Genomic DNA, 16,061 nt, shown 5'->3' on the forward strand with positions numbered 1-16,061 from the left:
AACCTATTTAGGATCCCTTTTTAATTTTGTATTTATTGGTTTAGGCAGTAGCGACTTCTTTCGATTTTTTGCCCTTCATCCGGAAGTATAACAAAGTGAATAGTACAATTAGTATGATTGGGAACATCATCATAGTTCCTATCGTAGCCTGTCCGGCTACCATTTCCAATTCATCACCCATTAAACCTTGCTCTGCTGCCATTTTCTGATCTGCATCGATCCACCCTCCAATAATAGGCTGAAAAATGGAAGAAGAAAACATTCCTACGGCACCAACGATTGACAATCCTAGAGCGCCACTTTTAGGGATTTTATCAGCTACGAAACCTAACATGTTCGGCGAGAAATAAGCAATTCCCAAAGCAAAGAAAATAGCAGCTACGTAGGCCATAGTTCCTGTTTGCGAGCTGAAAAGATATAGTCCTATAGTGGCCAATACGGCAGATCCCAACAATACCCCGGTTTGGTCAAATTGTTTTACCATATCACCACCAAAATATCGAGCGATGGCCATCAAACCTGAGGTTAATGCCAAAATTAACATAGGATGTGCACCACTTTTTGCGAGTATCAAGCCTACCCATTGGTTTGGACTAAATTCGGTAATGGCTGTCAATGCCATACAAATAATCATAAAAATAAACAGTGGCGTCAACATGGCCTTTAGGTTACCTGAAAGGGTTGCCGCTTCCTCTACCTTGGCTTTTGGCCAATCTTGTCCAAAGAATAAAAAGGCATAGATAACCGCGGGAATCAATAGCAACCAAACTTGACTTTGGCCTAAGATGCCCATGTTGGTCATCAGTCCGGAAAGCAAACTTCCAATGGCGATACCCCCTGGGAACCACATGTGGAACCTATTCAACATTTTACTCATTCTAGTACCTTGATAGGCATCCGCAATCATTGGGTTGCAAGCGGCTTCCGTACATCCGTTTCCTAATCCAATGAGCAAGTTGGCAACCAATAGCAAGCCATAGCTTCCGAGAGAAAATAAGAAGCAAAATACCAACGGTATGCGCAAAAAAGGCAAATTGCATGATGGCTTTTCCTCCTACCTTATGATAAATAAGACCACCAATAACCATGGAAATTGGGAAACCCAAAAACCACATGGAAGAAATAAGACCTGCTTCACCGGCGGTTAGTTCCAGTTCTGTTTTTAATTGATCCAAAATACCCGCCGCGATTGCAAAGGAAAACGCGGTAGTAATCAAAGCGAAACAACTGGCATAGAACAGTCTGTTTGCATTTACGTTTGAAGTTGCTGTTGAACTCGTCATATTTGTTGGTTTTGTTAATTTGTTTTTTTGGTTAGCACGCTAAACTAATAAAATTGCGATAATTTCCCTTGTTTTTTATGAAAATCATAGTTTAACGGTATCATTATATGAGATTATGAGGTTTTCAAAAGGTTTGTCTGAATTTTAAATAGTTGTAAAACAGGCTATATTCCTATTTGTAAACTACATTGTTAAAGTTTACCTTGGAGGAATATTGATTCTCTTTTATTCCATACATATGAAAAAAGTTTGGCCCCTAATTTTTTTATGGATTGTATTTGGTTGTAAAAATGAACAACCATCCGAAGTGGAAGCGGAACATTCCCCCAAGGATGAAAATTATGACCCGGAATCCAGCTTGAAAGAATTGGGCATTACATTAAGGCCTATAGGAAAACCTGTAGCCAACTATGTACATGCGGTGCGCACGGGTAATTTGTTGTTTCTTGCCGGAAAAGGTCCTAAACAGGCAAATGGAGAAAATGTAGTGGGCAAACTCGGGTTGGATTTGACCGTGGAAGAAGGTTATAATGCGGCTTGGGAAGCGGGCATCAATCAGTTGTCAGTACTTAAGGAGGAGCTCGGTGATTTGCGTAAGGTAAAGCGCATAGTCAATGTAAAAGGTATGGTCAATGCCTTACCGGAATTTACGGACCAATCCAAGGTCATCAATGGCTATTCGGATCTTATGGTACAAGTCTTTGGGGAAATGGGGAAGCACTCAAGAGCTGCCGTGGGCATGGGATCACTGCCAGGGAACATGGCCGTGGAGGTAGAAATGGTAGTTGAAATTCAGGATTATTAAATATTGGAATATGGTAAAGCGAAGTTTCTTTTGGATTTTGATGATTTGTATAGGGATTCCGGCATTTGCACAGGAAGTAACCTATACCCTAGAAGAGAATATTAATTATTATGAAGACCTAACCGAAACGCAAACGGACTATCAAAAGGAAAGATGTAAACTGGACGTATATTATCCTCAAGGGATGGAGAAGTTACCTGTAATAGTTTGGTTTCATGGAGGAGGTCCGGAGGCCGGTGAAAAACATATTCCGGACGGATTGAAGGAAAAGGAGGTTGTAATTGTAACTGTTAATTATCGCTTACATCCCAAAGTTCAACACCCGGTGTATATAGAGGACGCAGCTGCCGCCGTTGCCTGGACATTTAAGAATATTGACCAGTATGGTGGAGATAAGAACAAGATTTTCGTCACCGGTCATTCGGCGGGTGGATACTTGGCAAGTATGGTAGGCCTGGATACCAGCTATCTTTCCAAATATGATATTGATACCAATGATATCGCCGGACTAATTCCCTTTAGCGGGCATACCATCACCCATTTCACCATCCGTAAGGAAAATGGAATCCCGGGAACTCAGGCGATCGTGGATAAATACGCTCCGCTGTACCATGTTAGAAAAGATACACCTCCCATGTTGTTGATAACTGGAAACAGGGAAATGGAAATGCTTGGGAGGTATGAGGAGAACGCCTATTTCTATAGAATGATGAAGGTAGTTGGGCACGAAAACATAGAACTCATGGAATTGGATGGCTATGGTCACAATATGGTCTATCCTGCTGTACCACTTTTATTGAATTTCGTCAAGGAAAAATCCCAAGGGGAGTAGTTCGTTCAATGGAAATAGCAACGGTATATCCGCATAAAAGCGAATTGGGAGAGGGTCCTTTTGGGATGCACAGAAAAATGCCATTTGTTGGGTGGATATTCTAAATGGGCATATTCACGAATATGTTGTAGATGCGGATTCGTACAAACGATATGACACTCAAAAAATGGTTGGATGTGTTAGGATATGCAAGGATTGGAATTTTATTCGGCCACCACGGAAGGTATAGGGTTTTTGAATAGGGAATCGGGAGCGATAACCTATGTGCACCATCCTGAAAAGGGAATAACCGGAAATAGGTTCAACGATGGCACATGTGACCCCGCTGGGAGGTTTTGGATCGGCAGTATGGCGCTTTCAGAGGAAACGGGAGCAGGTTCGGTCTATATGTTCGAGAAGGGGAAAAGTAGCAAAAAAATTGACCATACGACCATTTCCAATGGATTGGCATGGAACGCAGATCATACGCTCCTATATTTTATAGACACGCCTACAAAATCAGTGGTCGCTTATGATTATCAACTTGAGAATGGTGCTATATCCAATGGCCGGACGGTAATTTCAATAGATGAAACAGAGGGATTTCCGAGACGGGATGACCATCGATTCTGAGGGTATGCTCTGGATTGCCCACTGGGGCGGATGGCAAGTGACCCGTTGGAACCCGGAAACTGGGGAATTATTGGCCCGAATTAAATTGCCGGTAGCGAAAATCACCTCGTGTACCTTTGGAGGAAAAGATTTAAAGGATTTGTATGTGACCTCAGCAAAAGTTGATTTGACCGAAGAAGAATTAAAGGAGCAACCATTGGCAGGGTCCTTATTTGTAATACGAAACACCGGGTATCAAGGTGTACCGGGATTTTTATATAAGAACTAAATAATTCATAATGAAACTAATACGATTTGGAAAGCAAGGAGCGGAGAAACCGGGCATGTTGGATAAACAGGGAAAAAGAAGGGATCTTTCCATTGAATTTTCAGACTGGAATCGTTCTTTTTTTCAAAATGGGGGACTTGAGAAACTTCGTGGGCTGAATCCTGAAAAGTATCCGAGAGGTAGATGCCAAGGAACGTCTAGGCTCCTGTGTTTCACGTCCTGGTAAGGTAATTTGTATTGGATTGAATTACTCGGACCATGCTGCCGAATCCGGTATGGCCATTCCCGACGAGCCCATCATTTTTCAAAAAGGAGCAAATACAGTGGTTGGGCCCAACGATGACATCCTGATCCCAAGAAACAGCCAAAAAACAGATTGGGAAGTGGAACTTGGCATTGTCATCGGGAAGGACGCTAGGTATCTGAATTCCATTGAGGATGCCAAAGAGTATATTGCGGGCTATTGTATTTCCCATGATGTATCTGAAAGGGCTTTTCAATTGGAAAAGGGTGGGCAGTGGACAAAGGGCAAGTCCTGTGACAACTTTAATCCCTTGGATTATTTTTGGCCACCCAGGATGAAATTGATGATGTACATAATCTAAAAATGAAGCTTTGGGTCAATGGGGATAAAATGCAGGATGGAAATACCAATACCATGATTTTTGATTGTTATTATGTGGTACATTACCTATCACAATTCATGACGTTGGAGGCAGGCGATTTGATTTCCACTGGAACACCCCCGGGAGTAGGTTTAGGAATGAAACCACCCGGATATCTTAAGGCCCGTGATACCGTGGTGTTGGAAATAGAACAGTTAGGTCGTCAAGAGCAAGTATGCCGAAACGCTTAATCGATAGTCAAAATTAAAATTGGGATGTTCAGTTTAAAAGGAAAGATTGCGGTCATAACGGGAGCTGGAAGTGGCATTGGAAGGGCTATTGCCACACTGTTAGCAGAACAGGGCGCCATAGTTCATGTCATAGAAGTCGACGAGGACGCCGCTAAGGAAACAGTGCGATTGGTCGGTGACTTAGGTGGTAAGGGTTTTTTGCACATTTGTGATGTGAGTAATCAATCGGCCGTCCTAGAAACCTTTAAAAAAATTGACAAGATTGATATTTTAATCAATAATGCGGGAATTGCGCATATTGGTACGGCGGAAAATACCAATGAAGCTGATTTCGACCGGATTTGTCAAATAAATATTAAAGGTGTTTATAATTGTCTTCATGCCTGCATTCCACAAATGAAAAAGCACGGCGGTGGTCGTATCTTGAACATGGCGAGTATTGCGGCAACAGTCGGGCTGCAAGATCGATTTGCCTATTCCATGTCCAAAGCGGCTGTTTTGAATATGACCTTAACCGTGGCCAAGGATTTTATAAAGGACAATATTACTTGTAATTCCATTTCACCTGCGAGGATCCATACGCCATTTGTAGATGGCTATTTGGCCAAAAACTTTCCGGACAATCAAAGGGAGATGTTTCAGAAATTATCGAATACACAACCTATTGGGAGAATGGCACAACCCAAGGAAATTGCTGGATTGGTATTGTATTTATGTAGCGATGAAGCCCAATTTATTACGGGTACTGACTATCCCATCGATGGAGGTTTTATTAAACTAAATAGTTAAGAATGAGACTCGAAAACAAAATTGCATTGGTAACGGGTGCCGGTAAAGGTATTGGCAGGGAAATAGCGGAAGGGTTTGCCGCCGAGGGCGCTACTGTAATAATTAACGATTTGCCGGGAACCGCCTATGCAGAGGTTGTAGTAGAGGAAATCATTAAAAATGGAGGCAAAGCCGAGTTATACGAAGGGGACATGTCTAAGGTGGCTGAAATTAGGAAAATGTTCGCCTATATCCGTCAGGAATATCGTCGTTTGGATGTTTTGGTCAACAACGCAGGTATTACGGGATGGAGCGATTTTTTTGATACCGATGAAGCCTTATTCGATAAGGTAATTAGCTTGAATATCAAAGGCACCCTATTTTGTTCCATTGAGGCGGCAAGGCTGATGAAGGAAAATGGGAACGGAGGTAGTATTATCAACATATCCTCTATCTGCTCCGTTCTAAGTGTAAAGAATCTTATTTGTTATTCCACAAGTAAAGGGGGCATAGAGGCGATGAGCAAACAAATGGCAGTGGAGCTGGCACCATATAACATTAGAGTAAACACATTTGGGCCGGCCCCATTAACACCCAGCGAAATTTGGAAGAGGACCCTGATTATAGGGAGAATTGGGGCCGAGTGGTGCCCATGAAACGTACAGGTGAACCCGAAGAAATGATCGGTCCAGCTATTTTTTTGGCCTCGGATGAGTCGAGCTATGTAACGGGCCAATTATTTTATGTAGATGGGGGATGGAGCGTACAGGGCAAATTTGCAGAAGACAGTATGGACAGCCAGTTGAAGAACAGTGGGTCCAAAAAGTAAAAGTTGAAAAACAAAAAGGGACGAATTGATGGTTCGTCCCTTTTAATTTCTGTAGCCTCGGCAAGAGATAACGTCGTTGTTCTTTAGTGGCTCATGTTGAAAATGCATACAGATGGCTATCGCTTTACAAACCTCAACAAAAAAAGGACTAGCAAGCTATCCTTTTTTTAGTTTCGGTTGTAACACCTTCGGTGAACTTATATGCATTTATTTGTAGCCTCGGCAAGAATCGAACTTGCATCTAAAGTTTAGGAAACTTCTATTCTATCCATTGAACTACGAGGCCATGTGGAAATATACAGCACTATGAAAATTTGGTAATAAGTTTTTGTCCTATCTCGGGATATTTAGCCAAGTTAATCAGGTAACGACGACTTTTCATCTTTTTGATATGGTTTTCAATTTTTCCAGCGACCAGAGAATCGGCGACAGCTAAAGTGAAAAAATATTCCCAAGGGATTTTTCCTTTGGTGAAGCCTATGTTACGTTCAATATCATTGTGAAATGCCAAGCGGCTTTCCAAATTTGCGGTCTTTCCTATGTAAAAAGTACCGTCTTTTATAGAACGAATAACATAAACAAAATACATTCCCTTTGGAATTTACTTAGTGATGTAATTTCAAAATTTCATTAGAACGTACCTGAGTTATGAAACTTCCCCCGATAGCTATCGGGGCTATCCATTGAACTACGAGGCCAAATAGGCTGGCAAAAATAGGGTTTTTTGTGAATTGTATGCAATAAGTATTATATCAATTTCTTCTAGACCAAATTTCATACATAGGTTCTCCCTTACTATTTTGCCCCGTATGATGCCAATCGTCTCCCTTAATTTCATAGTTGAATTGAAGACTGGCACCTACACGGTCGTTATCTCCGGAAAAAAACTCGATATTTTCAGTGTAAACCCCGTCCTTGGAAGTAAAACTACCTCCACCTGTTCCCGAAAACGCCATGGTTTCCGTTTGATAAGCAATCCATTGGAAACGGCCATCCATTAGAAATTTCAACGTTTTTCTTGGGTTTTCCTCACCCCGGCGGTCTTGCCCCGTGTCCGGACCTCTCGTTGCAAATAGCCATTGTCCGTCCAAAGCTTGTTCCATGGGTTCTTTTTTTTCAAAAGTCAGGTCATCATTCATTTGTAGTACGATGTTCTCCCCTTGTATCGAATAAGCCATTTCTATTGCTCTAAGACCATCCTTCTCAAAGTCGGAATTAAATTCGAGTTGCACAGTCAGCATTTTCCCATCCGTGGTATAGAACCCTCCAACCGTTTTTATAAACTCGGCGGGATTGGTTTTGTAGACCGTATGGGTCAGGTAACCTTTGTCAACTTTAAGTTCGTGACGTAGATCGTCCTCTCGGGAAATGTAGACTCCGGAAGAAATTTGGGCGTTCGTGGCGAGAATAGATAAGGTTAAAACGGTAAAACAGATGCTTTGTATAAATTTTCGTTGTTTCATCTTCATGATTTAATAGTCCATCTAATAATTTAAAATATTGAATATAAGTAGTTTGTAAAATTAAAACAACCTAAAAAAGCACTCTATTGATGTTTTTTTAACCCTTGAACGTATTTTAATTCAAAACCGTTGTTTTTTCATTTTTTTTGTTTTCATTTGTGCCCTAAAATAAGAGGAAAACTCTATTTAAGGCCCTGGCCTTTAGCTGAACATAATGCAATTTGTTTCTATGTTCGGATTTTTGGGAATTAGGAAGTCAAACCCAAAAATAGCTTATAAGATAAGCAGCCGAATTTTAAAGCTAACTTCCGATTTTAACCCCTCGATCGTGCAAAGTCAGCACATCTACTTCTTTATTCCTACCACACAGAAACAAATTCTTGTTTGATTAGAAAATACATTATGTTTTCTTAACATGAAAACAGCATTAATTTTTAAATATTAAAGCGTATTTTCAATCATCAAATACAATATCTTACATGAATACTAAATATATTGATCTAATAGATCAAACCTATTTTTTTCCCCAAGAGGAATTTACCCTTGAAGGAGACCACTTAAAATTTCACAACATCCCTCTGAACGACTTGGTAGAGGAGTACGGCAGCCCTTTGAAATTTACCTATTTACCTAAGATTTCAGAGAATATTGCACGGGCCAAGAACTGGTTTGTGAACGCCATAAAAAAGAACGACTATAAGGGCAAGTACCATTATTGCTATTGCACCAAGAGCTCACACTTTCAGCATGTTATGCATGAGGCACTGAAAAATGATATTCACATGGAAACTTCTTCCGCTTTTGATATCAACATTGTGGAACAGTTGAAGAAGGACGGAAAGTTGAGGGATGATGCCTATGTTATCTGTAACGGTTTTAAAAGGGAACAGTATATTGAGAATATTGCACGATTGATCAATAACGGACATGATAACTGTATCCCCATAATTGACAACTATGAAGAAATAGACTTGTTATCGGATAGCATCAAGAACACCTTTAAGGTAGGTATCCGTATTGCTTCGGAAGAAGAGCCAAAATTTGAATTTTATACTTCGAGATTGGGTATCGGGTATAAAAACATTGTCCCCTTTTACGAAAACCAGATCAAGGATAACGATAAGGTTGAACTTAAGATGTTGCACTTTTTCATCAATACCGGTATTCGCGATAATGCCTATTACTGGAACGAATTGGTAAAATGTCTTAAAGTGTACGTGCGACTTAAAAAGATCTGCCCTTCTCTCGGACAGTTTGAACATTGGTGGCGGTTTTCCCATTAAGAACTCCTTGGCCTTTGAATACGACTACCAGTACATGGTGGAAGAAATCCTAAACCAGATCAATATTGCCTGTGCGGAGGCAGAGGTGCCTGTTCCCAATATATTTACAGAGTTTGGAAGCTTTACCGTAGGAGAAAGTGGCGGGGCCATTTATGAGATTCTTTATCAGAAACAACAAAACGACCGGGAGAAATGGAATATGATAGATTCCTCCTTCATTACCACCTTGCCGGATACATGGGCCATCAACAAGCGCTTTATCATGTTACCCATTAACCGTTGGAACGATGAGTATGAAAGGGTTCTTTTGGGAGGGTTGACCTGTGATAGCGACGACTATTATAACAGTGAACAGAACATGAACGCCATTTATCTGCCCAAGTACAAGCGTGATAAACCTTTGTACATAGGATTCTTTAACACAGGTGCCTATCAGGAAACCATTGGTGGTTTTGGTGGCTTGCAACATTGCCTTATTCCCCAACCCAAGCACATCCTAATAGATAGGAATGATAAGGGAGAATTGATAACTACATTATATAGTCCACAACAGACCGCCGAAGATCTTTTGGAGATTTTAGGGTATGGGGACTATCAAAAAGAAAAAAGAAAAAATCGGCGAAGGCCAAGAAACAACTATCAAATTAATTTGTTCTAATTTTTAAATCAGATGAGTACATCAAAGAATTATGCAGGTATACCTGACAAATTCGCCCAATTGGAAACCGCTAAGGTTATTTTGATTCCATTCCTTATGAGGGTACCACAACTTGGGGCAAGGGAACGGTGAACGGACCCAAGGCCTTTTTGGAAGCTTCCGAAAATATGGAACGCTATGATATTGAGACCGATACCGAGGTGTACGAACAAGGTATATACTTGGCGGATGCTATAGAGGGTCATACCTCTCCTGAAGCTATGGTGAGCGCTGTTCATAAAACTACCAAAGATTATATAAAACGTAATAAGTTTGTAACCTTGGTGGGTGGGGAACATTCCATTTCCATTGGTACCATTCGTGCCTTTAACGAGTGTTTTGATGACTTAACTGTATTGCATATAGATGCCCATGCTGATGTAAGGGAATCCTACGCGGGTTCAAAATACAATCATGCCTGCGCCCTACATGAGGCAAGCCAAACCACCAATTTGGTTCAGGTAGGCATACGTTCTATGGATGCCATTGAAAAAACGATCATTGATGAGGAAAAGACCTTTTTCGCCCACGAAATGGTGGCCGATGAATATTGGATGGATAAGGTAATTGAGGCGATGACCGATAATGTTTTCATTACTTTTGACCTAGATGCCTTGGATCCTTCCATCATGCCTTCCACGGGAACCCCGGAACCCGGTGGTCTATTATGGTATGAGACATTGGAGTTTTTAAAGCAGGTTTTTGAGGAAAAGAATGTGGTTGGTTTTGATTTGATGGAGCTTTGCCCAAATCCTTCCGCTAAATCCTCGGATTTTGTGGCCGCAAAGTTGTATTATAAAATGTTGAGTTATAAGTTTATGGGACAGGACGCTGATGAGGAGTATGACAACACCTATGACGTGGACTATAAATCGGGTAACAGTTTAAAGTTTAATGATGACGAAGAATAAGGGAGCTATCTCCAATTTTATTGAAAAATACTATTTACACTTCAACGCCGCAGCCTTGGTGGATGCCGCCAAGGGGTATGAGGAGCAACTGAACAACGGGGCCAAGATGTTGGTCTCCTTGGCGGGAGCGATGAGTACAGCGGAGTTGGGAAAGATTTTTGCGGAAATGATCCGTCAGGACAAGGTGCAGATCATTTCCTGTACCGGTGCCAATCTTGAGGAGGATATCATGAATCTGGTGGCGCATTCACACTATAAACGCGTCCCAAATTATAGGGACCTAACCCCGCAAGAGGAGTGGGATTTGTTGGAAAAGGGTCTAAACAGGGTTACGGACACCTGTATTCCGAGAGGAAGAGGCCTTCCGTAGGTTGCAGAAGCATATCTTTAAGATTTGGAAGGATGCAGATGATAAGGGAGAACGCTACTTGCCACATGAATTTATGTACAAAATGTTGCTTTCGGGTGTGTTGGAAGAATACTATGAAATCGATTTGAAGGATTCATGGATGTATGCGGCTGCGGAGAAAAACCTACCTATTATTTGCCCAGGTTGGGAGGACAGTACCATGGGGAATATCTTTGCCTCGTATGTGCTAAAAGGGGAGTTGAAAGCCAGCACCATGAAATCGGGTATTGAATACATGACCTTTTTGGCGGACTGGTATACCGATAATTCAGAAAACGGTATCGGGTTCTTTCAAATTGGAGGAGGAATCGCGGGCGATTTCCCAATTTGTGTGATTCCTATGCTATATCAGGATATGGAGCGTACAGATACCCCTTTCTCGAGCTATTTCTGCCAGATCAGTGACAGTACCACCAGTTATGGTTCCTATTCCGGGGCCGTACCCAATGAAAAGATTACCTGGGGCAAGTTGGATATAGACACCCCAAAATTTATTATAGAAAGTGATGCGACCATTGTTGCACCTTTAATTTTTGCTTATCTTTTGGACTATTAATTATTTATGGACAAGAACGCACATTTAAAAAGAGTCATTGTAGATTTTAAGAAGTTGACCCCCGAAGTGTTGAAGCTTTTAGTGGAGCGATATCCTGATGGGTATGATGATCGTAACATCATCTCCTTCAAAAATGCCCAAGGCGAGCGCATAGAGGCCGTGGAGGTGTTGACGGAGGATACCAAATATTTGGTAAAGATCAGCGCCAAGTTGGAGTACACCATGGAAAACTATGATGAGGACGACTACGAGGATTTTGATGACGATGATCCGGATGCAATCATGGAACCGGATCCTAAGGATATGGTGGATGGGGACGAGGACGATGATTAGTATCAGGCCGTTGCTAGTATAAAGGAAGTCAATTACATAGACGATATTGGGTTTGGGTTTTTAGGATTCAAACCCATACTTTTTTATCCAACATAGTCTTTTGAATATCGGATATCCCCTTTAATGTTATGAAAGTAGAGGAAATTGAAAATATTGAACTGGAGTACCTAAGCCTTTCCGACTATAAGGAATTGAAAGAGGCAATGGTCACCTCCTATCTGAATGTTCACGATGCCGCCTGGACGGAAAAGGAAATAGATCGTTTGATCAAGAAGTTTCCGGAAGGCCAGGTAGTGATCAAGATCAACGGGAAGTTGGCCGGTTGCGCCCTTTCCATCATCGTGGATTATGCCAAGTTCGAAAACAGGCATACCTATAAAAAGGTCACCGGCAATTATACCTTCAATACCCATACGGACGAGGGAGATGTGCTCTATGGCATCGATGTGTTCATCGTACCTGGTTTTAGGGGCATGCGCCTGGGAAGACGATTGTACGATTACCGCAAGGAACTCTGTGAGAAACTAAATCTAAGGAGCATCGTTTTTGGAGGGCGTATGCCCAATTACCACAAATATGCGGATGCCCTTACGCCCAAACAGTATATAGAAAAGGTACGCCATAAGGAAATTGAAGATCCCGTCCTAAACTTTCAGATCAGTAACGATTTTCATCCCTCCAAGGTGATGAAAGGGTATTTGGAAGGGGATAAGGATTCCAACGACTTCGCCATTTTAATGGAGTGGGACAATATCTACTATCAAAAACCTACGGATGAGGTAACCACGGCAAAGACCATTGTTCGGTTGGGGCTGATCCAATGGCAGATGCGTCCGTATAAGGATATTGACGAACTGTTGCAGCAGGCCGAATACTTTATCGATTCGGTATCCGGATATCGGTCGGATTTTGCCCTGTTTCCGAGTTTTTCAATGCACCGTTGATGGCAGGTACCAATCATATGAGTACACCGGAAGCCATCAGGGAACTGGCAAAACATACCGAGGTATTGGTCCGGAAGTTTTCGGAATTTTCCATCACCTACAACATCAATATTATTGCGGGGAGTATGCCGGAGGTTATCGATGGTAAACTCTATAATGTAGGGTACCTGTGCCGTAGGGACGGTTCTTTGGAGCGTTATGAAAAATTGCACGTAACCCCGGACGAGGCCAAGGTGTGGGGTCTTCAGGGCGGTACCAAGCTTCAGGCTTTTGATACCGATTGTGGAAAGATCGGTGTACTTATCTGTTATGATGTAGAGTTCCCTGAACTTCCCCGTTTGTTGGCAGAGGAAGGGGTGGATATTCTGTTTGTTCCCTTCTTGACGGATACCCAAAACGGGTATTCCCGTGTGCGCAATTGTGCCCAGGCTAGGGCCATTGAGAATGAATGCTATGTGGCCATTGCAGGCAGTGTCGGGAATTTGCCCAACGTGCAGAATATGGATATCCAATTTGCACAGAGTATGGTGTTTACACCCTGTGATTTTTCTTTCCCCACAAACGGAATTAAGGCAGAGGCGACTCCCAATACGGAGATGATCCTCATTGCCAACGTGGACATCAGTCTGTTGCGGGAATTGAACCAGTTTGGAGCGGTGCGAAATCTTAGGGACCGCAGAACCGATATTTTTGAACTAAGAAAAAAATAACATTGGAAAATTTAAAGATCATAGGTAGCGAGGAATGGTGTGTGTTCAAGGACTTGGGCGTTCCGGCCATTAAGGCCAGGGTAGACTCCGGTGCCAAGACATCTTCCATACAGGCGACCAACCTAAAAATAGTGAACAAAGGGGCCCAGGAATGGGTAAAATTTGAGGTGAACCCGTTGCAGGAAAACCGTAGTATTGCCCTTACCTGCGAGGCCGGATTAATAGACCGCAGAATGGTAAAGAGTTCCAGTGGTATCTCCGAGGAGCGTCACGGTGGTGCGTACGCCCGTCACTTTGGGAGATAATACCTTTGAGATCGAGCTGACCTTGGCCAATAGGGATACCATGGAGTTTCGGATGTTGTTGGGCCGTGAGGCCTTGACGGACCGATACATCGTGAACCCGGCGGTCAACTATCAGGTTCAGGATTTTTCGGATGAGGAAATCAGTGAAAAGTACAAACCCTATTACAAGGAAAAAACGGGATTGAAGATCGGCTTGTTGGCGAGCAATCCCAATCTATACAGCAACAAACGGTTGATGGAAGCGGCCGAGGCCCGGGGCCATGAAATCGTGTTCTTGAACGTGGAACAGGCCTATATGAAATTGGATGCCCATTCCCCGGAGATCCGATATCGTGGGGGGAATATCCTAAAGGACTTTGATGCCGTTATTCCACGGATTAAACCTGCGGTGACCTTTTACGGCTGTGCGGTAATCCGCCAGTTTAATAATTTGGGGGTGTATTGCCGGAATTCCGCGGAATCCATCACCCAGTCTAGGGACAAGCTTTTTGCTTCCCAACTGTTCTCCAAGAACGATATCCATATCCCCATCACCGGTTTTGCCAAATCGCCCATGGATACCAAGGACTTGATCAAAATGGTGAACGGGGCACCCTTGATCATCAAATTGTTGGAAAGTACCCAAGGAAAGGGGGTGGTTTTGGCAGAGACCAATAAGGCCGCAGAGAGTGTGATCAATGCCTTTAAGAGTGTCAATACCAACATCTTGGTGCAGGAGTTCATCAAAGAGGCCAACGGGCAGGACATTCGTTGTTTTGTGGTCAACGGTAAAGTAGTGGCAAGTATGCAGCGCCAGGCGGAAAAAGGCGAGTTTAGGGCCAATATACACCAAGGAGGGAAGGCGTCGATGATCAAGATTACCCAAGAGGAAAAGAAATTGGCCTTAAAGGCCTCCAAGGCCTTGAATTTGGCTGTGGCAGGGGTGGATATCATCCGTTCCAATAAAGGGCCGTTGTTGTTGGAGGTAAACTCCTCCCCGGGTCCGGAAGGCATTGAAAACGCTACGGGCAAGGACATCGCCAACGAAATGATCAAGGCGATTGAAAGGAAGCTGAAGTTTAGTTAAGCACTACGTGTTGTAACCAACTATTTTTTGTGTTTGGAGTGGTGTAACCCGTTCAATGGATTCATTTATTTTATACATTTGGTTTCAATAAAACGATACCTATGTAGTTAAGGTTTTGCAAGTTAAAGCGTGTAATGGTTCACCCCAAGGGAGGTTGGCATCATTACACATCGAGCAAAAATTGATTACTAGTTATGTGTTGTTTTATGAATACTTTTCAAAGTCTCATCAAACATACTTTAAGGGATTGGACCACGAGGACTTTTACGAAAGCCCTAAGATGTGATGTAACCTTTTATCATTTCCTGTAGTCAAAAGCCCTTGCTCAATACGAGGGTATTACTTCAACAAACTTTTATAAAAACTATGAAAAAAATAAAATGGGTATGGATTGCCATACTATTTGTGACGACTGCCAACGCACAGTTTATCAAGGAAAAATCCGTAAATGCCCTGATCGGATACGGTTTAAGCTACCCCAATAATAGTTTGGGAGATGTCTACAATGACGGACTCTATCTCCAAGGCGAATTGGTACTAAAGGCCGCTTCCTGGGTATCCTTTAGGCCATACGCAGGCTTTATTTTCACCGGAAACCAAGGCAAGGATTTTAATGGGGATCCTACGGATGAAAGTGCCTCTTCCAAGGCATTGTTATTGGGAGGAAAGGCACGATTACGTGGACCCATTCCGTATGTGGCACCCTATTTGGAATTGGGTGTTGGAACATCCATAGGCAGCTTTAGGACAATGACCTATTTTGATGATTTTGATAAGACAGGGGTTATCTATCACATGCCTTTTTCCTTTGGCCTGGAGTTGGGGAAAAACCATAACGTGGATCTAGGATTTACGTACTACTTTCAACCAAATGTGGAACAAATGGTGGGTGCCTTTGCCGTGGGGTTGAACATCCCTTTGCGCTCTTAATAAAGCCATAAGCAACTAGTGGAAAGCATTCCTTACAACGGTGGGGAATGCTTTTTTGTTTCGGTTTCGCATTGTAATGATGAGCTGGACCTGTACAGGACTAAATATTCTTAGCAAAAAACCGACCCCGAAAATCCGTTTTTGGTAAAATCTTGGCACCGAATTTCATATTGTCATATTTCTTATCTGCGATTGATTTAA

Annotated in this window: 11 protein-coding genes, 1 tRNA gene and 8 pseudogenes; 15 read left to right on the top strand and 5 right to left on the bottom strand. The window is 42.4% G+C overall.

Annotation, left to right across the window (positions count from 1 at the left end):
- Positions 1 to 40: 40 nt before the first annotated feature.
- Positions 41 to 955 carry an MFS transporter gene (locus NYZ99_RS00955; RefSeq protein WP_260573087.1) on the bottom strand — a complete coding sequence of 305 codons (915 nt, stop codon included), beginning with the start codon at positions 953 to 955 and terminating at the stop codon, positions 41 to 43.
- On the bottom strand, positions 879 to 1,283 hold the full coding sequence (locus NYZ99_RS00960; RefSeq protein ID WP_260573089.1) for an MFS transporter: 405 nt from the start codon (positions 1,281 to 1,283) through the stop codon (positions 879 to 881). The genes NYZ99_RS00955 and NYZ99_RS00960 overlap by 77 nt, the downstream gene beginning before the upstream one ends.
- A gap of 238 nt (positions 1,284 to 1,521) precedes the next feature.
- Between NYZ99_RS00960 and NYZ99_RS00965 the strand changes: the two genes are divergently transcribed.
- The 8 genes and pseudogenes from NYZ99_RS00965 (at position 1,522) to NYZ99_RS00995 (ending at position 6,253) form a co-directional block, all read left to right on the top strand.
- The gene (locus NYZ99_RS00965; protein WP_260573090.1) at positions 1,522 to 2,088 is read left to right on the top strand and encodes a RidA family protein; all 567 of its coding nucleotides are present in this window, start codon (positions 1,522 to 1,524) and stop codon (positions 2,086 to 2,088) included.
- Positions 2,089 to 2,098: 10 nt separating this feature from the next.
- Entirely contained in the window at positions 2,099 to 2,920 is an 822-nt protein-coding gene (locus tag NYZ99_RS00970) for an alpha/beta hydrolase (protein WP_260573091.1), read from the top strand.
- A gap of 91 nt (positions 2,921 to 3,011) precedes the next feature.
- A pseudogene (locus NYZ99_RS00975) lies at positions 3,012 to 3,532 on the top strand (SMP-30/gluconolactonase/LRE family protein).
- Complete coding sequence (locus NYZ99_RS00980; RefSeq protein ID WP_260573093.1) at positions 3,489 to 3,800, top strand: SMP-30/gluconolactonase/LRE family protein; 312 nt, start codon at positions 3,489 to 3,491, stop codon at positions 3,798 to 3,800. The pseudogene NYZ99_RS00975 and the gene NYZ99_RS00980 overlap by 44 nt, the downstream one beginning before the upstream one ends.
- A 10-nt stretch (positions 3,801 to 3,810) precedes the next feature.
- Entirely contained in the window at positions 3,811 to 4,026 is a 216-nt protein-coding gene (locus tag NYZ99_RS20895; protein ID WP_338039212.1) for a hypothetical protein, read from the top strand.
- Between the two features lie 49 nt (positions 4,027 to 4,075).
- A pseudogene (locus tag NYZ99_RS00985) lies at positions 4,076 to 4,656 on the top strand (fumarylacetoacetate hydrolase family protein).
- A 24-nt stretch (positions 4,657 to 4,680) separates the two neighbouring features.
- A complete protein-coding gene (locus NYZ99_RS00990; RefSeq protein ID WP_260573094.1) occupies positions 4,681 to 5,445 on the top strand; it encodes an SDR family NAD(P)-dependent oxidoreductase in 765 nt (254 codons plus the stop codon).
- A 2-nt stretch (positions 5,446 to 5,447) separates the two neighbouring features.
- Positions 5,448 to 6,253: pseudogene (locus NYZ99_RS00995) on the top strand (SDR family NAD(P)-dependent oxidoreductase).
- A 214-nt stretch (positions 6,254 to 6,467) separates the two neighbouring features.
- On the opposite strand, the gene NYZ99_RS01005 reads toward NYZ99_RS00995, so the two are convergent.
- The 3 genes from NYZ99_RS01005 to NYZ99_RS01015 form a co-directional block, all read right to left on the bottom strand.
- Positions 6,468 to 6,539: transfer RNA gene (locus NYZ99_RS01005), tRNA-Arg, on the bottom strand.
- A gap of 18 nt (positions 6,540 to 6,557) precedes the next feature.
- Positions 6,558 to 6,842, bottom strand: coding sequence for a GIY-YIG nuclease family protein (locus NYZ99_RS01010; protein WP_260573097.1), 285 nt, complete (start codon positions 6,840 to 6,842; stop codon positions 6,558 to 6,560).
- 163 nt (positions 6,843 to 7,005) lie between these two features.
- Positions 7,006 to 7,716: a DUF4488 domain-containing protein gene (locus tag NYZ99_RS01015; RefSeq protein WP_260573098.1), complete on the bottom strand. Its 711-nt coding sequence runs from the start codon at positions 7,714 to 7,716 to the stop codon at positions 7,006 to 7,008.
- A 479-nt stretch (positions 7,717 to 8,195) separates the two neighbouring features.
- Here NYZ99_RS01015 and NYZ99_RS01020 point away from each other — a divergent pair.
- The 7 genes and pseudogenes from NYZ99_RS01020 to NYZ99_RS01050 all read left to right on the top strand — a co-directional run bounded on the left by NYZ99_RS01020 (position 8,196) and on the right by NYZ99_RS01050 (position 15,860).
- Positions 8,196 to 9,657: pseudogene (locus NYZ99_RS01020) on the top strand (arginine decarboxylase).
- A 12-nt stretch (positions 9,658 to 9,669) separates the two neighbouring features.
- Positions 9,670 to 10,607 (top strand): annotated as a pseudogene (gene speB / locus NYZ99_RS01025) (agmatinase).
- Positions 10,594 to 11,572 (top strand): annotated as a pseudogene (locus NYZ99_RS01030) (deoxyhypusine synthase family protein). Before speB ends, NYZ99_RS01030 begins: the two co-directional pseudogenes overlap by 14 nt.
- A 6-nt stretch (positions 11,573 to 11,578) precedes the next feature.
- Entirely contained in the window at positions 11,579 to 11,905 is a 327-nt protein-coding gene (locus NYZ99_RS01035) for a hypothetical protein (protein ID WP_260573099.1), read from the top strand.
- A 128-nt stretch (positions 11,906 to 12,033) separates the two neighbouring features.
- A pseudogene (locus tag NYZ99_RS01040) lies at positions 12,034 to 13,559 on the top strand (bifunctional GNAT family N-acetyltransferase/carbon-nitrogen hydrolase family protein).
- A gap of 2 nt (positions 13,560 to 13,561) precedes the next feature.
- Positions 13,562 to 14,930: pseudogene (gene rimK, locus NYZ99_RS01045) on the top strand (30S ribosomal protein S6--L-glutamate ligase).
- 366 nt (positions 14,931 to 15,296) lie between these two features.
- Positions 15,297 to 15,860: a hypothetical protein gene (locus tag NYZ99_RS01050; RefSeq protein WP_260573100.1), complete on the top strand. Its 564-nt coding sequence runs from the start codon at positions 15,297 to 15,299 to the stop codon at positions 15,858 to 15,860.
- The last annotated feature ends 201 nt before the right edge of the window (positions 15,861 to 16,061 follow it).

The organism is Maribacter litopenaei (genome assembly GCF_025244665.1).
GTDB lineage: Bacteria > Bacteroidota > Bacteroidia > Flavobacteriales > Flavobacteriaceae > Maribacter > Maribacter litopenaei.